Raw genomic sequence first — 14,118 nt, 5'->3', positions numbered from 1 at the left:
CAGAGAGTCTGGACGGACAATTTACCGAGAAATGAGTTTGAAAAGTCCGAGCAGGGAGTCAGGACGGACACTTTACCGAGAAATGAGTTAGAAAAGTCCGAGCAGGGAGTCAGGACGGACATTTCATCGAGAACTGGGATTGAAAAGTCAAAGCAGTGTATGGGGACGGACAATTATCATGAAAAAGGTTCAAATTGGCTGACAAAGGCACGAAATTGGCTGATAACTACACTAATCTGGCTGACAAATCCAAAAATCCTTCTGTTAACTCCCCATATTTAGCTAACAAATTCGAACTTTTATCAAAACTTAAAGATTCTTTGTAAGACAAGTGCTATTTCCTATTATAAAGCCGCGTTCCATGCTATGATTATAGGCGGATTGTCAATTTTCGGTTTAGTAATGACCATATTTTTGAAAAAATATCGAATACATAGCCCAAATAGTTTTTCCTATGGCGGCGATGGAGATGGGAGTGGTATACATGGTTCCAGGATTTGGACAACAGGCGTTGCTTAGTATTATGTCACATTTGGTATTTATTGCTTTAGCCTGGTGGGCTCTTCAAGCATTGCGCATTGATCAGCTTTTGCGTCCCAACCGTGTCATGCAGGCAAGAGTACTCTACATCCTATTATCGATTGCCATTGGGGCGTCCGTAAGTAACTTTTTCCTTGATTATCTGCTATGGTCGAGGCAATTGCCCCTTATTCTTCAAACGGTACTTTAAAAAAAGATTTTACAAAATAGTAGATAATATGGGTCTTCGTACATGTTTTCAATTATCTTATTTTTAAGTACAATTCTATTTGTTGTGCTCTATTTTTGCATGTTTAAAAATTGGTATTGAAATAGTTAATCCCAAATTTGACGATTTTGAATAGGATATAAGAAATTGGGCAATATCCTCAATTTTACAAGTGCTTCAGTCGCTATGAACGCTACGTACTGTGGCAGAATTCATGCCAGCAGCTGATAGGCGCCTTAAGCTAAATTGTCAAAAAGTGACGACAATTCCCAAGTATGCTCAGCTCCTCCTTGGTAACAATGGTAGTAAGGGGGAGGATGTAAATATGAAATACTTGAAGATAATTTTGGCAATTGTTGGTACTTTTGGTTTTATGGTCTTAAACTTTGGGAATAAAACGACTGTGGCCAAAACTGAACTCGATCTTATGAAGCTATCCTCAATTTTACAAGACGAAGATATTTTAATCATTGAATGGTCTTTACATGCAAGAGAAATTATGGAAAATCTTCAAAGCGTGGATGAGGTAAAAAAATATACAGATGACCTCAAGAAACAATTCCCAAATTGGACTTGGACGAGTAACGATTTGGAAAAGCAGTCGGAAACCGTGGCGGTTTTATATAAAGATTCTCAGACGGAAACGATAAAGATTCTATCGACCCCCACAAAAAATAAAGTACAAACGTATGTCATTTATGAAGTGAAAGGGAATGGCTGGAAGGCTGAATCCGAAAAAGAGATCCAATCTCTCTTTAATGGCAGAATTTCTGACATTTTCCATGAAAATACCACAATTTTCTCTTGTTTGAAAGGCGAATTCAGTGATAAAATTGATAAGACTTTGCCTAATGAAATAAACCATTTATTAGCAGCATTTAATGCGAAAAAAATAGAAGGTTTACATGAGGAGAATTTCATATCGGCATCCGCCTATTCGACATTGTTTGATAATGCTATTCAAACAAAAGGCAAGGATATGAATTTGCAAATAGGTATAAGAAATCATGGATTGGGCGGAAAGACTACCCTTGTAGTTGGCACACCCATCCTAACGATTGAATATTAATATAGAGAAATTGGACGCGGAGGGGAATACACTTTGGAAAAAATCATCGTCCGCGGCGGAAATAGGTTAAGCGGTATTGTCAAAGTAGAAGGAGCAAAAAACGCTGTTTTACCGGTTATCGCCGCAACACTATTAGCAAGTGATGGCAAGAGCGTAATTCGTGATGTACCGACACTCTCCGATGTATACACGATCAATGAAGTATTACGCTATTTAAACGCCGAAGTGGAGTTTAATCATAACCAAGTCACTGTTAATGCATCACGAGAATTAAGAGTAGAGGCACCTTTTGAATATGTCCGTAAAATGCGTGCTTCTGTTTTGGTTATGGGATCCTTACTTGCCCGTAATGGCCGTGCGCGTGTAGCATTGCCTGGCGGGTGTGCAATTGGATCTCGCCCGATTGATCAGCATTTAAAAGGCTTTGAGGCAATGGGTGCTACGGTGAAGGTTGGCAATGGATTTATCGAGGCAGAAGCAGCAAATGGCCGCCTGCATGGGGCAAAAATCTATCTTGATTTTCCAAGTGTCGGAGCAACGGAAAATATTATGATGGCTGCAACCCTTGCCAAAGGGACAACGATTTTAGAAAACGTAGCGAAAGAACCGGAAATCGTGGATTTAGCGAATTTCCTCAATAAAATGGGTGCAAAAGTTAGAGGAGCCGGAACCGGTACGATCCGAATTGAAGGTGTTGACCAATTATTCGGAGCGGAGCACCATATCATCCCTGACCGAATTGAAGCTGGTACCTTTATGGTGGCTGCTGCGATTACAGGCGGAAATGTCCTTGTCAAAGGCGCTGTCCCTGAACACTCCACCTCATTAATTGCAAAAATGGAAGAAATGGGCGTTCTTTTTGTTGAAGAAGCAGAAGGCATTCGTGTCATCGGTCCAGAGAAACTAAAGGCAGTTGATATTAAAACAATGCCTCATCCTGGTTTCCCGACTGATATGCAATCACAAATGATGGCTTTATTACTCCATGCAAACGGTACAAGTGTGATCACGGAGACTGTATTCGAAAATCGCTTCATGCATGTGGAGGAATTCCGCCGTATGAACGCTGATATTAAGATCGAAGGCCGCTCTGTTATTATGAACGGACCATCTAATCTCCAGGGAGCTGAAGTTGCTGCAACGGATTTACGTGCTGCTGCGGCACTCGTTTTATCTGGATTGGTAGCAGATGGCGTAACTCGTGTAACGGAATTGAAGCATTTAGACCGTGGCTATGTGGATTTCCACAACAAGCTGGCTGCCCTTGGTGCCGATATTGAGCGCGTAAAAGAAGTGGACGAAATCGTTGCCCCAGTGGAACGATATGTTTCAGATATGAATGCGTAGTTTTGTGAGATTAAAAAGTCTCTTTTGTGAGTGAATTGTTTAGTAAAAGGTAATTTTGAGATGAAGCGCAGAATCCGTTCGTCAGACCTCTGATGAATGGGGGTTGCGTTTTTTCTTTTTTTGGAAGGGGTTGTGCAGTGATTTGGAAAAAGTGGAAATCAATCCTGCCTAGCTTCCCGAATTCTGATGATATTTCGAAATTATTTTTCCTCCATTGAGCCCTAAAGAGCCACCTACCTTTAAACATTCCAACCCAAAATTCTTGTCATAATAGCCTGTCCACGACCATAAGATTGAGAAGAGACAGACTTCTAAGGGGTCTAAATCACATATTATGGAGGCATAGTCATGACAAAATTTAAACCTTTCATCGTACTAGGAGCACTGCTTGTTTTCATTACTCTGCTGATTCCTTCTTTATTAGTCCTCCCTTTTAAAGACGATCAGGTGTCAGGAAAGCTCGGGGAGCGGTTAAATAAGGAAGACAGCACGAAGCATACAGCGGAAACCTCTAATGTGCCAGCTGTTGAGGTAGCGGTATTTCGAATGAAAAAAAAGCAAGTGGATTCGCTTCCGCTAGAGGATTATGTTGTCGGAGTAGTAGCATCAGAAATGCCAAGGGCTTTTGAAAAAGAGGCGTTAAAGGCTCAAGCCTTAGCAGCAAGAACGTATATTGTGAATCAAATGATGCGAGAAAATAAGTCAGAGCTGCCTGATGGAGCGCTTGTCACGGACACGGTGGAGCATCAGGTTTATAAGGATATGGATGAAATCAGAAAAACATTTGGTCCAGATTTTAAGTGGGCAATCGAAAAAATCACTGAGGCCGTCAAGGAGACGAGTGGGCAAATAATAGTTTACGAAGGCTCACCGATTGACGCCAGCTTCTTTTCAACAAGTAATGGGTATACCGAGAATTCTGAGGCTATTTGGTTAAACGCAGTCCCTTATTTAAAAAGCGTAGAAAGCCCATGGGACTTGGAATCGCCAAAGTTCAGCAACCAAAAAATATTTACCATTTCAGATTTCGAAAATAGGTTAGGGGTCAAGCTTCCTTCCAATAATACGATCGGCACTATAACGGCTAGGACTGCGGGAAAGCGTGTCGGTGAGGTTGAAATTAACGGGAAAGTCTTTTCAGGTAAGGTGATTAGGGAAAAGCTCGGACTAAGGTCCACAGACTTCACGTGGAAGCGCCAGGGGGATCAGGTTGTCATTAACACGAGGGGATATGGCCATGGTGTCGGCATGAGCCAATACGGGGCAAATGGGATGGCCTCAGAAGGCAAAACCTACAAAGACATCATCTCCTACTACTATAAAGGCGTAGAAATTGCTAACTCAGAAAACTACCTTACTAAAGTATTAGCCAAAAAATAAATTGGTGCCAGGCACCCTGAAAAGACAATCTGTATGGTTTTGTGATTTCAGGGTGTACACGTGAGTAGGCTCAATGTAAGGGATTTGGCTCTTCGTTGAGTAAAAGGCGAACATAGGAAGGTTTAATGTAAGGGTTTTGGCTCTTCGTTGAGTAAAACGCTAACATAGGAAGGGTTAATGTAATGGGTTTGGCTCTATATTGGGAAAAACTCTAAAATAAGAAGGCTCAATGTAAGGGTTTCAGCCCTTCGTCGGGGAAACACAAACATAGAAAGGTTCAATATAGGGATTTTAACCTTTCGCTTAAGTAAACGTGAACATAGAGTTGCCGATACCAGCAGGCAGCTCTTTTTTATGCCCAAAAGAACACATTTTATCCCAGAAAAAATTTATTTTTAAATAATGAATAATTTCTTTAATTTTGTCGAAAAATAATCCAAAAAAATATTTTTGCGGGGATGTATATAATTCTTCTAATCTGTTCAGAATGATTGCTGAGGTGATGATAAATGAGAGAGGAAGAAAAGAAACGATCTTCTCAAAATTCCAGCTTTAAACGCTTTTTCAAGAAGCGTTGGGTATTCCCAGCGATCTACATTGCAGCAGCAGCAATCATTCTAACCGGGGTTCTTTGGTACCAAAACGCGAATAATAATTCAGCGAATCCAGATAGCGTGGATAATAGCGCTACCGATGTACCGGGGAAAAAGTTTAATGAACCAGCAATCGAAGTAAACCGATCTATGGAAAACATCATGATGCCTGTAAAAGATGTCGATGCATCAGTCATTCAAAGACCTTTCTATGACGCAGATGCCAAAGCAGAAGAACAGGAAGCAGCACTTGTCCTATACGAAAACCAATATCACCAAAACACAGGTATCAATATTGGGATGAAGGATGGCGAAACATTTGATGTCGTTGCATCCTTAAGTGGAACGGTTACGAAGATTGAAGAAGATGTGCTGTTGGGAAATGTCATTGAAATTGAACATGACAAAGGAATTGTAACACAGTATCAATCTGTTAAAGAGATCAGTGTCGAGGTTGGCAGTCAGGTTAAGCAAGGCCAAGTGATTGCAAAAGCTGGTGAAAGCATGTTTGATGCGGAAGCAGGTGTCCATGTACACTTCGAAATTCGCAAAGATAACGTTGCACTTAACCCGCATGATTACTTCCAAAAGCCATTAAGCACATTACAGGAGCTTAGTGAGGAAGATGAAACGAAAGCATCTGATGATCAAGATGCTGTAGATGAAAAAGCCTCTGAGGAAGATACAGAAAAAGGTACAAGCGATGATGAGAAAGATTCCGAAGAAGACACGAATAACGAAACAGAACAAAATTCTAAGGATTCTTCAAACGCATAATATAAGCCAAAGCCTGCCGATTCGGCGGGCTTTTTGGCGTGAATGACCGCTATCCATTTACTGACAGGGAATTTCCTCAATCGACAATTTCTCGGGAAATAACCGGTAAAAGCTCATTTTCCTACAAAAATCCCCTTAGATCCGGGATGAGACTATGAAGTAAAACCATCCTCCTTACTTCAAATTTTTTAGAACACTATTCCTTAAAAACTGTCAGTCCATTACCTAAAATACAATATTTTTAGTCAAAATCTCCCGTTAAATACTAAATCTTCAAAAAACTTTCACAATACCTTGTCCCTAATGTGTTTTTCGTGCATATATCTGCAACCAAGCTAATAGACTGATACAAACCTGACAAAGAGAGTGGTTGAGGTGAGGAGTCGTTTTGCAGATAGTATTGAATGTGCCTTAGGACATGTTTATTCACCGCAAGCTCAGAAAGTAAACGCTTTCTGCCGTATGGAGAATTCTCCGATTATAGCCGCCATGCGGAACAGAGTATAGATCAAAGCGAAAAGCGAGTCTCATTTCGCACTTCTCACATCCAATTTAGGGAGGGCGAGTGGTGTGCACGATTACATCAAAGAGAGAACTATCAAGATTGGAAAGTATATCGTGGAGACGAGAAAAACAGTTCGCGTTATCGCGAAGGAGTTTGGCGTATCCAAAAGTACAGTCCATAAAGACTTAACAGAAAGACTTCCTGAGATTAACCCTGAACTGGCGAATGAAGTGAAGGAAATTCTAGATTACCATAAATCAATCCGACATTTACGCGGGGGAGAAGCTACAAAAATGAAATATAAGAAAGAAGAAATTGAGGGAGAAGTATTAAAGTAAAACAAGAAAATGATTTTACAAAATGGCCTATATTAGAAATTATTGTTGATTATTAGCCTTATGCAACGAAAATAAGATAGCAGGTATGCTAAGGCGGATTGATCCTCAACAATATTTATTAGCAAAGCCAACAAAAAATGCAGTCAGGCGCCAAATTAAAGGCTCTGGCTGCTTTTTTTTCTTTTACGACAAAAATCTTCAAAAACCCACACATATTCTGACAAAAAATTATTTAATTCGCCTTGAGTGTGGTAGAATATAGAATTAGGATAGAACTTGATTCGTATAATCAAAAAGGTCTACAACTAGGTGAGTTAGTTAAGTGGAGTGCTTCATTTTTTCTGGAGCATAAGTTGAAGAATTTTAAATATAGCGAGGTTCGCTTAATATAGCTAAATGCATAAGGCGTGTACTGGGCAGACCTGGCCTGGTGCTTAATTATGTCCATGAGCAGGTGGCGGACAATGCAGGCCAGTAGTCAAGGAGGAAAGATGAGAGAATGTTTGCAAGGGATATTGGAATTGACTTAGGAACGGCTAACGTGCTGATTCACGTGAAGGGCCGCGGAATTGTTTTGAATGAGCCGTCTGTGGTAGCAATTGATAAGAACACGAATAAGGTTTTGGCAGTAGGTGAGGAAGCGCGCAGAATGGTGGGACGGACGCCTGGCAATATCGCAGCTATTCGCCCGCTTAGAGATGGAGTCATAGCGGATTTTGACGTAACAGAAGCTATGCTGAAGCATTTTATTAACAAATTGAATGTGAAAGGCTTTTTATCAAAGCCACGCATTTTAATTTGCTGCCCAACGAACATCACAAGTGTGGAGCAAAAGGCGATTAAAGAAGCGGCAGAAAAGAGTGGCGGTAAGAAGATCTATTTAGAGGAAGAGCCTAAGGTAGCCGCGATTGGCGCAGGTATGGATATCTTCCAGCCAAGCGGAAACATGGTCGTTGACATTGGTGGGGGAACGACAGATGTTGCGGTTTTATCTATGGGTGACATCGTAACCTCTTCTTCGATTAAAATGGCAGGAGATGCCTTCGACAGTGAGATTCTGCAATATATTAAGCGCGAGTACAAGCTATTAATCGGGGAAAGAACCGCTGAGAATATTAAAACAACCATTGGAACCGTATTCCCAGGATCAAAGAGCGAGGAATTGGATATTCGCGGACGCGATATGGTATCAGGCCTTCCAAGAACGATCACAGTTCGTTCAGAAGAAATTGAACGTGCTTTAAGGGAATCTGTTGCGGTCATCGTACAGGCGGCAAAGAGTGTGCTTGAACGGACGCCACCTGAACTATCTGCTGATATTATCGATCGCGGTGTTATACTAACAGGCGGGGGCGCGCTTCTCCATGGCATCGACACCCTTCTTGCCGAAGAATTGAAAGTACCTGTCTTAATAGCTGAAAACCCAATGGATTGCGTTGCGATTGGAACCGGTATTATGCTGGATAATATTGATAAGCTTCCGAAGCGCAAGCTGGGATAAATTTTAAGTGAAAAATAACAAAATCGAGTATGAAATCATCGAGGTTTTATACTCGATTTTTTATCTTAGGCTGCTTTAGAAAATGGTAAAATAATAATATCTGCAAAAATTCTTACTTTTTATAATGTTTATTTTGAAGATTTTTTCTATAATAGAAGTAATGCTAATAAATATATTCCGTTTCCAAACGGATGCTTATACATATTTTTCAAAAGTTTTCTAATGAGGTGAACTTATGTTCAGAGGGTTTTATACAGTAGCCTCCGGGATGGTGGCACAGCAGAAAAGAACAGAAATGCTGACGAATAATATGGCGAATGCGAATACACCGGGCTTTAAGGCTGATCAATCTGCCTTGCGTGCGTTTCCGGAAATGCTGTTGCAGCGATTTGACCAGGAAGTGATCCCAACGGAAGACGGGCTTCGTCTGCCATTCAACCGGAGAATTGGCGCTTTGAATACAGGGGTTTATATGCAGGAGGCGATGCCGGCTTTTTTGCAGGGTGATTTAAAAGAAACAGGCATTAAAACGGACATGGCTTTACTGGATGTGTCTTTGCCTGTTAACGGCAGTGTGTTTTTTACAATAGCGGGTCCAAATGGGGAACAGCAATATACACGAAATGGAAACTTTACTGTGGATGGACAAGGCTTTTTAACAACCGCAAGCGGCCATTTTGTATTGAATGAAGCGGGGAATCGCATCCAACTGACTAGTGATCGATTTACGCTTAATGAAAATGGTGTGTTGACAGGTGAGGGCGGAGAAACCGCAAGACTGGGAATCGCGTTCGCGGAGGACGCAAACCGCCTTATGAAGCAAGGAGACGGGTTATTTCGAACAGAGGACGGCAATCAGCTTCCGAGTGCTTACAATGCTGCAGGAGTCCAATTTAAGCTTCAGCAAGGGTTTGTAGAGCGTTCTAATGTGGATGTTGGTAGAACGATGACAGAAATGCTATCAGCCTACAGATCGTTTGAGGCGAATCAGAAGGTGCTTCAAGCTTATGACCGGAGTATGGAAAAAGCTGCGAATGAAATTGGGCGTATCGGGTAATTTTTGGGGTGGAACTAAAATTTTTCCGGCAAAGGGGGATGAACGATGAATAGAACGATGATTACGGCACAGAATACATTAACCCAGCTGCAAAAACAAATGGATATTGTCAGTCATAATATGGCAAATATCGATACAACGGGCTATAAGCGCAGAGAAGCGAATTTCACGGATTTGCTTTTTCAGCAGTTTAATAATCAGACACTCCCTCAATTAGAGGTCAATCGATTAACACCTAACGGAATTCGTCAAGGAGTTGGGGCCAAGCTCGCTCAATCGCAAATCGTAGGAAGCCAGGGCAGCTTGAAGAATACAGACCGATCGCTTGATATGGCTATGACTGCAGAGGGCCAGTATTTTAAAGTGCTCGAGCAAGGGGAGAATGGCTCGGCCATCCGTTATACGAGGGACGGTGCCTTTTACTTAACTCCATTATCAGCAAATGAAAACATGCTTGTCACGAGCAATGGCTATCCGGTTTTGGATGAAAACAATAATCCAATTACTGTTAGTAATAATGTGAAGGAATTTACTTTACAGGACGAAGGGCGACTGGTGGCTTCCTTGGAGGATGGCCGTACAAGTGAATTTAATCTTGGTGTCGTTCATATTAAGAAATCGCAATTTCTTGAGCAAAAAGGAGAAAATCTCCTCGGTCTGCCGGAAAATATGGCTGAATTAAATACGCCAGTGAATGATATTTTAACGGATCTTAATGGTCCTTTAAGAAATCAAATTTCCATGCAGCAGCGCGCCTTGGAGCAGTCAAATGTGGATATGTCCAAGGAGATGACCGAGCTCATTAATCTTCAGCGTTCTTATCAATTCCAATCCAGATCCGTCTCTATCGCTGACCAAATGATGGGACTCATCAACGGAATTCGTTAAAAGGGGAATAAACATGTCAATCAACAACAATAATCAAGAAGCAGCGAAATCACGTGAACAATTAAAAAAAGAACGCACAACCATGGCGGAAAAGAGACGCAATCGCCGTATTCGGGTGCGTATGATTCCGATTTGGCTGCGGATTATCATTGTTGCTGTTTTAATTACTCTAAGCGGTATAGCAGGAGCAGCCTTCGGGTATGGTGTAATGGGAGGCGGCAATGCGAAAGATATATTCCAGAAGTCTACCTGGACGCATATTGTCGACCTTGTAGAACGAGAATAAAAGGGGCATAGGCCTCTTTTTTTTGGACTTGCTGGGGGAGCTTAGGGGATTTGGCTGATAAAGTGGTGGAATTGGCGATAAACCATCAAAATTGGCTGAAAAAGTACTGAAATTAGCTGATAACCAACAAAATAGGCAGACAAATTGCCAGAAATGGCTGCCAACTTCAAAATAAACTCCCACCTCACGATTTCAAACTTCCCGTATGCTTCTTTTTTTAGTACAATAAACTATAACCTAATATTAGTAGGAGGTACTAATTATGCTAAATATTGAACAAATTAAAGAAATCATTCCTCACCGTTATCCTTTTTTACTGGTTGATCGTATTCTTGAGGTGGAGGAAGGTCATAAAGCAGTCGGAATTAAAAACGTAACGGCCAATGAGGAATTTTTCAACGGGCATTTTCCTGATTATCCGGTTATGCCGGGTGTTCTGGTTGTCGAGGCGCTAGCTCAGGTGGGAGCTGTTGCGATGCTGAAAAAAGAAGAAAATCGCGGACGTCTAGCTCTTTTTGCTGGAATTGATAAATGCCGTTTTAAAAGACAAGTGAAGCCAGGTGACCAATTGCGTCTAGAGGTTGAAATGATTCGGTTTAAGGGGCCAATGGGCAAAGGAAAAGCAATTGCGACTGTCGATGGAGAGCTTGTGTGCGAAACTGAAATCATGTTTGCTTTGCAGTAGGTTTTTGTTAAAATTGACGAAATGTTTTCGTAAGAAAGCCAGCATATAAATTGCTGGCTTTCTTTTTTTTTATGCAAGTTGCAGACGATTTTGGGAATTATAACAGGAGACCCGTAAAAAAGGTCAACTTAAAAAAACATATTTGAAAGGAGCTTTTTCGAATGAACAAAAAGCTTTTAAACCTAATTGGCGGTTCTGTTCTTGCAGCGTTGCTTTTAGCCGGTTGTGCAACCAATGATCAAGAACCCCCTCCGCCAAACAACAACGACAATAACAATGGGGTCATCAATGATGACAACAATTTAGACAGAAATAATGATTTGAACGACAACAACGGCATGAACGACAACAACAATAATGACAATCTTGACCTTAATGATAATGATAATGATAATAAGTAGATAATATGTGAAGGGGCAACTCCACGTCAATTTCTTGGCTTAGAGTTGCCCTATTTTAATCACCTTTAGCAGCAGTAATCTGAGGCTTTCCACGGAGAATGGTCTTAAATTCCTTCAATAGCTCATCCCCTGTTAAACCCTGATCAATGAGTTTTTTCAAAACTATTTCCGCATAATCATAATTCGTTTTCTTCAGTTTGCCTTCAAAAAGAATACTAATATGATCAGTCAAAGGTTTAATTGTGACAATCTTTGTTTGGAAGGCGGCTGGGCTGTTTTCCTTTTTCGTGATGACAACTTGAACAATGATATCTTCGCCTTGCTTGGACAACTTCTGAAAATAATCATTATACGTATTGTTCACATAGGCCTCTAGCATCCAAGTATTCTGATCGTTCTCTTGATTAATAATTAACCCGTCAATCAGGTCGATATCTACCAATGAATCATCCTCGACAACTTGCAGCGAGATGAGTTTAAACGTCTTCATCCTTTTCCTCCCGTCCATATGGCTTATTGAAAGTATAACATAGACCTATTGGGTAATCGAATTTGGCAGGAATACCAATGCATTTTGATTTGTCGAATTTTCTTTAGTAAAATGTCTAATTTTGCATTTTTAAAGCGTTTTTCAATTTGGAGTGAACCTTTATACCCATTAAAACTGACTTTTTCCTGCAAAAATACCCCTCATAATTCAATTTTCGACTTTTTACTCTCATGCTATTCAGGGATTAAGATAAGAGCATGTTGGAGAGAGGAGAGAAATGAATGATCAATCAAGTAACGTTAGTAGGCAGATTGACCAAGGACCCGGAGATCAAAAGAACACCCGAGGGAACAGCCGTGACCAACGTAACCTTGGCCGTAAACCGTCAGTACCGCAATCAGCAAGGAGAGGTTGGGGCGGATTTTGTTCAATGCACCCTATGGAGAAAGACTGCTGAAAATACATCGCGCTATTGCCGTAAGGGCTCTTTAATTGGAATTACCGGCAGAATTCAGACAAGATATTATGACAATCAAGAAGGAATCAGAGTTTATGTAACCGAGGTGTTAGCAGATTCTGTGAGATTTCTCGAACAAAAGCGTTCAGAAGAGGCATTTATCCCCGCAGGAATGGAGGCTTAGGAATTGAACAAAGAGAGGGAATTAGAAAGCCTAGTTGAGGCATTAATAAGAATGTTGGGCAAATCCAACGAAAGAGTAAACGACTTAACCAATCGGGTCAATCAATTAGAAGTCATCCTCCGCGAGTCATTATTGCCCGTCTATCACCCTGTTCACCAAACTGATCCTAAGGTGATTTCGGAAAAATACCCTTCATGAGTGTTCCTCAGGTTTTCAATTCACCTTTCCCCCTCATAGAGAGAATCAATACATTCCCCATCCCCCACTATTTCCGGCGCATATCGCGCCGGTTTTTGTTTACTTTTGTTTCATTCCCAGTATAAGAAACTGAACTACCCTAATTGTTTGGGCTTTCGTCTTTTCATCAAAATTATATAGCTCCAAGAGTGACTTCTTAATCATATCCAAATCATGATCAATAGGGCCCTTTTTTAAAATATAAGTATCCAATCCAATGTCTCGTTTCTCACTGTTATTAATTTTAGCGAGCTGAAGAAGAGTCTGGTAGTTCGGAATAATTTCCCCCGTTTCACATTTGCTAATGGTAGACCGATGAACATTCAGTGAATTTGCTACTAAACACAGGCCCCAATTTCGCTCATTCCTAAGCTTCTTCAGCTTTGTAGATAAAGACATGTACTCAGCCCTTTTCACAAGTTCTTTTTCTTTAAACTTAACGGCAAAATGATTGAAAGGGGATTTGTGTTCCTGTTAGTCACGCGTATGAACGAGAAAATTTACAAAAAAGAGTGAAAAAGTAAAATTTTGTAGGTTTATTAGGGGTTATTTAAAGGAATTTAGTGAAACCTGTCGAATTTAACTAGGTAAATAGTCCTGATAGTGTGTTAGGGTGGAATAGGAGTGGTTTGATGTGTCATTTAAAAAAGAAAACAAGTTAGCAGCGTCATTTTATTTTTGCAGGGAGCAATTCAGTAAGAAACATCTTAATATTAATTACCAACCCGGTTTTTTTGACGCCCTCAAGTTAATTAACCTCCAAAAACCGAAATCATATCAAAAAGTTCCTCTTAGAAAAAATACAATCCTCCGTTTTTACTACCTAGAAAATAACACCCAACAATCAATCGATTATTTATTTGATTTCAAAAAAGGCTCCATAGAGGTGAGGAAACCCAGAACAATATCCGCCAATTATCGCTACTTATCCTGTTTTTTAATTAAAGAAGGGAACCGAGTCTCATATATGGCGTATCGGCCAAACGCACCAAAGAAAGTAGCCATAATAAAACAGCCGCCAAGTCTTGATGATGATCAGACGATTGGCAGCTAAGGCTGGAGAGGGGATTGGATGTGGACAGGTTTTTGGTAAAATGCGAAAACCTGTCCAACAAGTCCGGTTACTTGGACAGGTTTTGTAAAAAATGCGAAAAGTTGTCCATCAAGTTAAATTA

18 protein-coding genes are annotated in these 14,118 nt (G+C 40.7%); 16 read left to right on the top strand and 2 right to left on the bottom strand.

Annotated features, from left to right (window positions below):
- From V7127_RS09860 to V7127_RS09800, 13 genes are all read left to right on the top strand, one after another.
- Positions 1-282: hypothetical protein (locus V7127_RS09860; RefSeq protein ID WP_335485364.1), on the top strand; the 282-nt coding region annotated here is incomplete at its 5' end.
- Positions 283-484: 202 nt separating this feature from the next.
- Entirely contained in the window at positions 485-730 is a 246-nt protein-coding gene (locus V7127_RS09855; RefSeq protein ID WP_335353636.1) for a DUF1146 family protein, read from the top strand.
- A 343-nt stretch (positions 731-1,073) separates the two neighbouring features.
- Positions 1,074-1,817, top strand: coding sequence for a YwmB family TATA-box binding protein (locus V7127_RS09850; protein WP_335485361.1), 744 nt, complete (start codon positions 1,074-1,076; stop codon positions 1,815-1,817).
- A 33-nt stretch (positions 1,818-1,850) separates the two neighbouring features.
- On the top strand, positions 1,851-3,164 hold the full coding sequence (murA, locus tag V7127_RS09845) for a UDP-N-acetylglucosamine 1-carboxyvinyltransferase (protein WP_335344554.1): 1,314 nt from the start codon (positions 1,851-1,853) through the stop codon (positions 3,162-3,164).
- A gap of 348 nt (positions 3,165-3,512) precedes the next feature.
- On the top strand, positions 3,513-4,544 hold the full coding sequence (gene spoIID / locus V7127_RS09840; protein ID WP_335485357.1) for a stage II sporulation protein D: 1,032 nt from the start codon (positions 3,513-3,515) through the stop codon (positions 4,542-4,544).
- Between the two features lie 509 nt (positions 4,545-5,053).
- Positions 5,054-5,914, top strand: a complete 861-nt coding sequence (locus V7127_RS09835; RefSeq protein WP_335485354.1) for a peptidoglycan DD-metalloendopeptidase family protein — start codon at positions 5,054-5,056, stop codon at positions 5,912-5,914.
- A gap of 570 nt (positions 5,915-6,484) precedes the next feature.
- Positions 6,485-6,757 carry a sporulation transcriptional regulator SpoIIID gene (gene spoIIID, locus V7127_RS09830; RefSeq protein WP_335344551.1) on the top strand — a complete coding sequence of 91 codons (273 nt, stop codon included), beginning with the start codon at positions 6,485-6,487 and terminating at the stop codon, positions 6,755-6,757.
- 499 nt (positions 6,758-7,256) lie between these two features.
- Complete coding sequence (locus V7127_RS09825; protein ID WP_335344550.1) at positions 7,257-8,258, top strand: rod shape-determining protein; 1,002 nt, start codon at positions 7,257-7,259, stop codon at positions 8,256-8,258.
- Positions 8,259-8,493: 235 nt separating this feature from the next.
- Positions 8,494-9,315, top strand: a complete 822-nt coding sequence (locus V7127_RS09820; RefSeq protein WP_335344549.1) for a flagellar hook-basal body protein — start codon at positions 8,494-8,496, stop codon at positions 9,313-9,315.
- A 45-nt stretch (positions 9,316-9,360) separates the two neighbouring features.
- Entirely contained in the window at positions 9,361-10,203 is an 843-nt protein-coding gene (locus tag V7127_RS09815; protein WP_335485351.1) for a flagellar hook-basal body protein, read from the top strand.
- 13 nt (positions 10,204-10,216) lie between these two features.
- Positions 10,217-10,489, top strand: coding sequence for a DNA-directed RNA polymerase subunit beta (locus V7127_RS09810; protein ID WP_335344548.1), 273 nt, complete (start codon positions 10,217-10,219; stop codon positions 10,487-10,489).
- 262 nt (positions 10,490-10,751) lie between these two features.
- Positions 10,752-11,174, top strand: a complete 423-nt coding sequence (fabZ, locus tag V7127_RS09805) for a 3-hydroxyacyl-ACP dehydratase FabZ (protein WP_335344547.1) — start codon at positions 10,752-10,754, stop codon at positions 11,172-11,174.
- Positions 11,175-11,335: 161 nt separating this feature from the next.
- Complete coding sequence (locus tag V7127_RS09800; protein WP_335485349.1) at positions 11,336-11,575, top strand: hypothetical protein; 240 nt, start codon at positions 11,336-11,338, stop codon at positions 11,573-11,575.
- Between the two features lie 55 nt (positions 11,576-11,630).
- On the opposite strand, the gene V7127_RS09795 is transcribed toward V7127_RS09800, so the two are convergent.
- Positions 11,631-12,065: a YwpF-like family protein gene (locus V7127_RS09795; protein WP_335485346.1), complete on the bottom strand. Its 435-nt coding sequence runs from the start codon at positions 12,063-12,065 to the stop codon at positions 11,631-11,633.
- A 281-nt stretch (positions 12,066-12,346) separates the two neighbouring features.
- On the opposite strand from V7127_RS09795, the gene ssb reads away from it, so the two are divergent.
- The gene (gene ssb / locus V7127_RS09790) at positions 12,347-12,706 is read left to right on the top strand and encodes a single-stranded DNA-binding protein (RefSeq protein WP_335353642.1); all 360 of its coding nucleotides are present in this window, start codon (positions 12,347-12,349) and stop codon (positions 12,704-12,706) included.
- Between the two features lie 3 nt (positions 12,707-12,709).
- A complete protein-coding gene (locus V7127_RS09785) occupies positions 12,710-12,904 on the top strand; it encodes a hypothetical protein (RefSeq protein ID WP_335344543.1) in 195 nt (64 codons plus the stop codon).
- Positions 12,905-13,003: 99 nt separating this feature from the next.
- On the opposite strand, the gene V7127_RS09780 is transcribed toward V7127_RS09785, so the two are convergent.
- Positions 13,004-13,342: a helix-turn-helix domain-containing protein gene (locus tag V7127_RS09780; RefSeq protein WP_335485343.1), complete on the bottom strand. Its 339-nt coding sequence runs from the start codon at positions 13,340-13,342 to the stop codon at positions 13,004-13,006.
- A gap of 235 nt (positions 13,343-13,577) precedes the next feature.
- On the opposite strand from V7127_RS09780, the gene V7127_RS09775 reads away from it, so the two are divergent.
- Positions 13,578-13,997, top strand: a complete 420-nt coding sequence (locus tag V7127_RS09775; protein ID WP_335485340.1) for a hypothetical protein — start codon at positions 13,578-13,580, stop codon at positions 13,995-13,997.
- Positions 13,998-14,118 lie beyond the last annotated feature (121 nt).

Source organism: Bacillus sp. JJ1773 (assembly GCF_036962035.1).
Lineage (GTDB): Bacteria > Bacillota > Bacilli > Bacillales > Cytobacillaceae > Cytobacillus.
The sequence above is the reverse complement of the archived record's forward strand: the minus strand, read 5'-3'. Positions and strand labels throughout refer to the sequence as shown.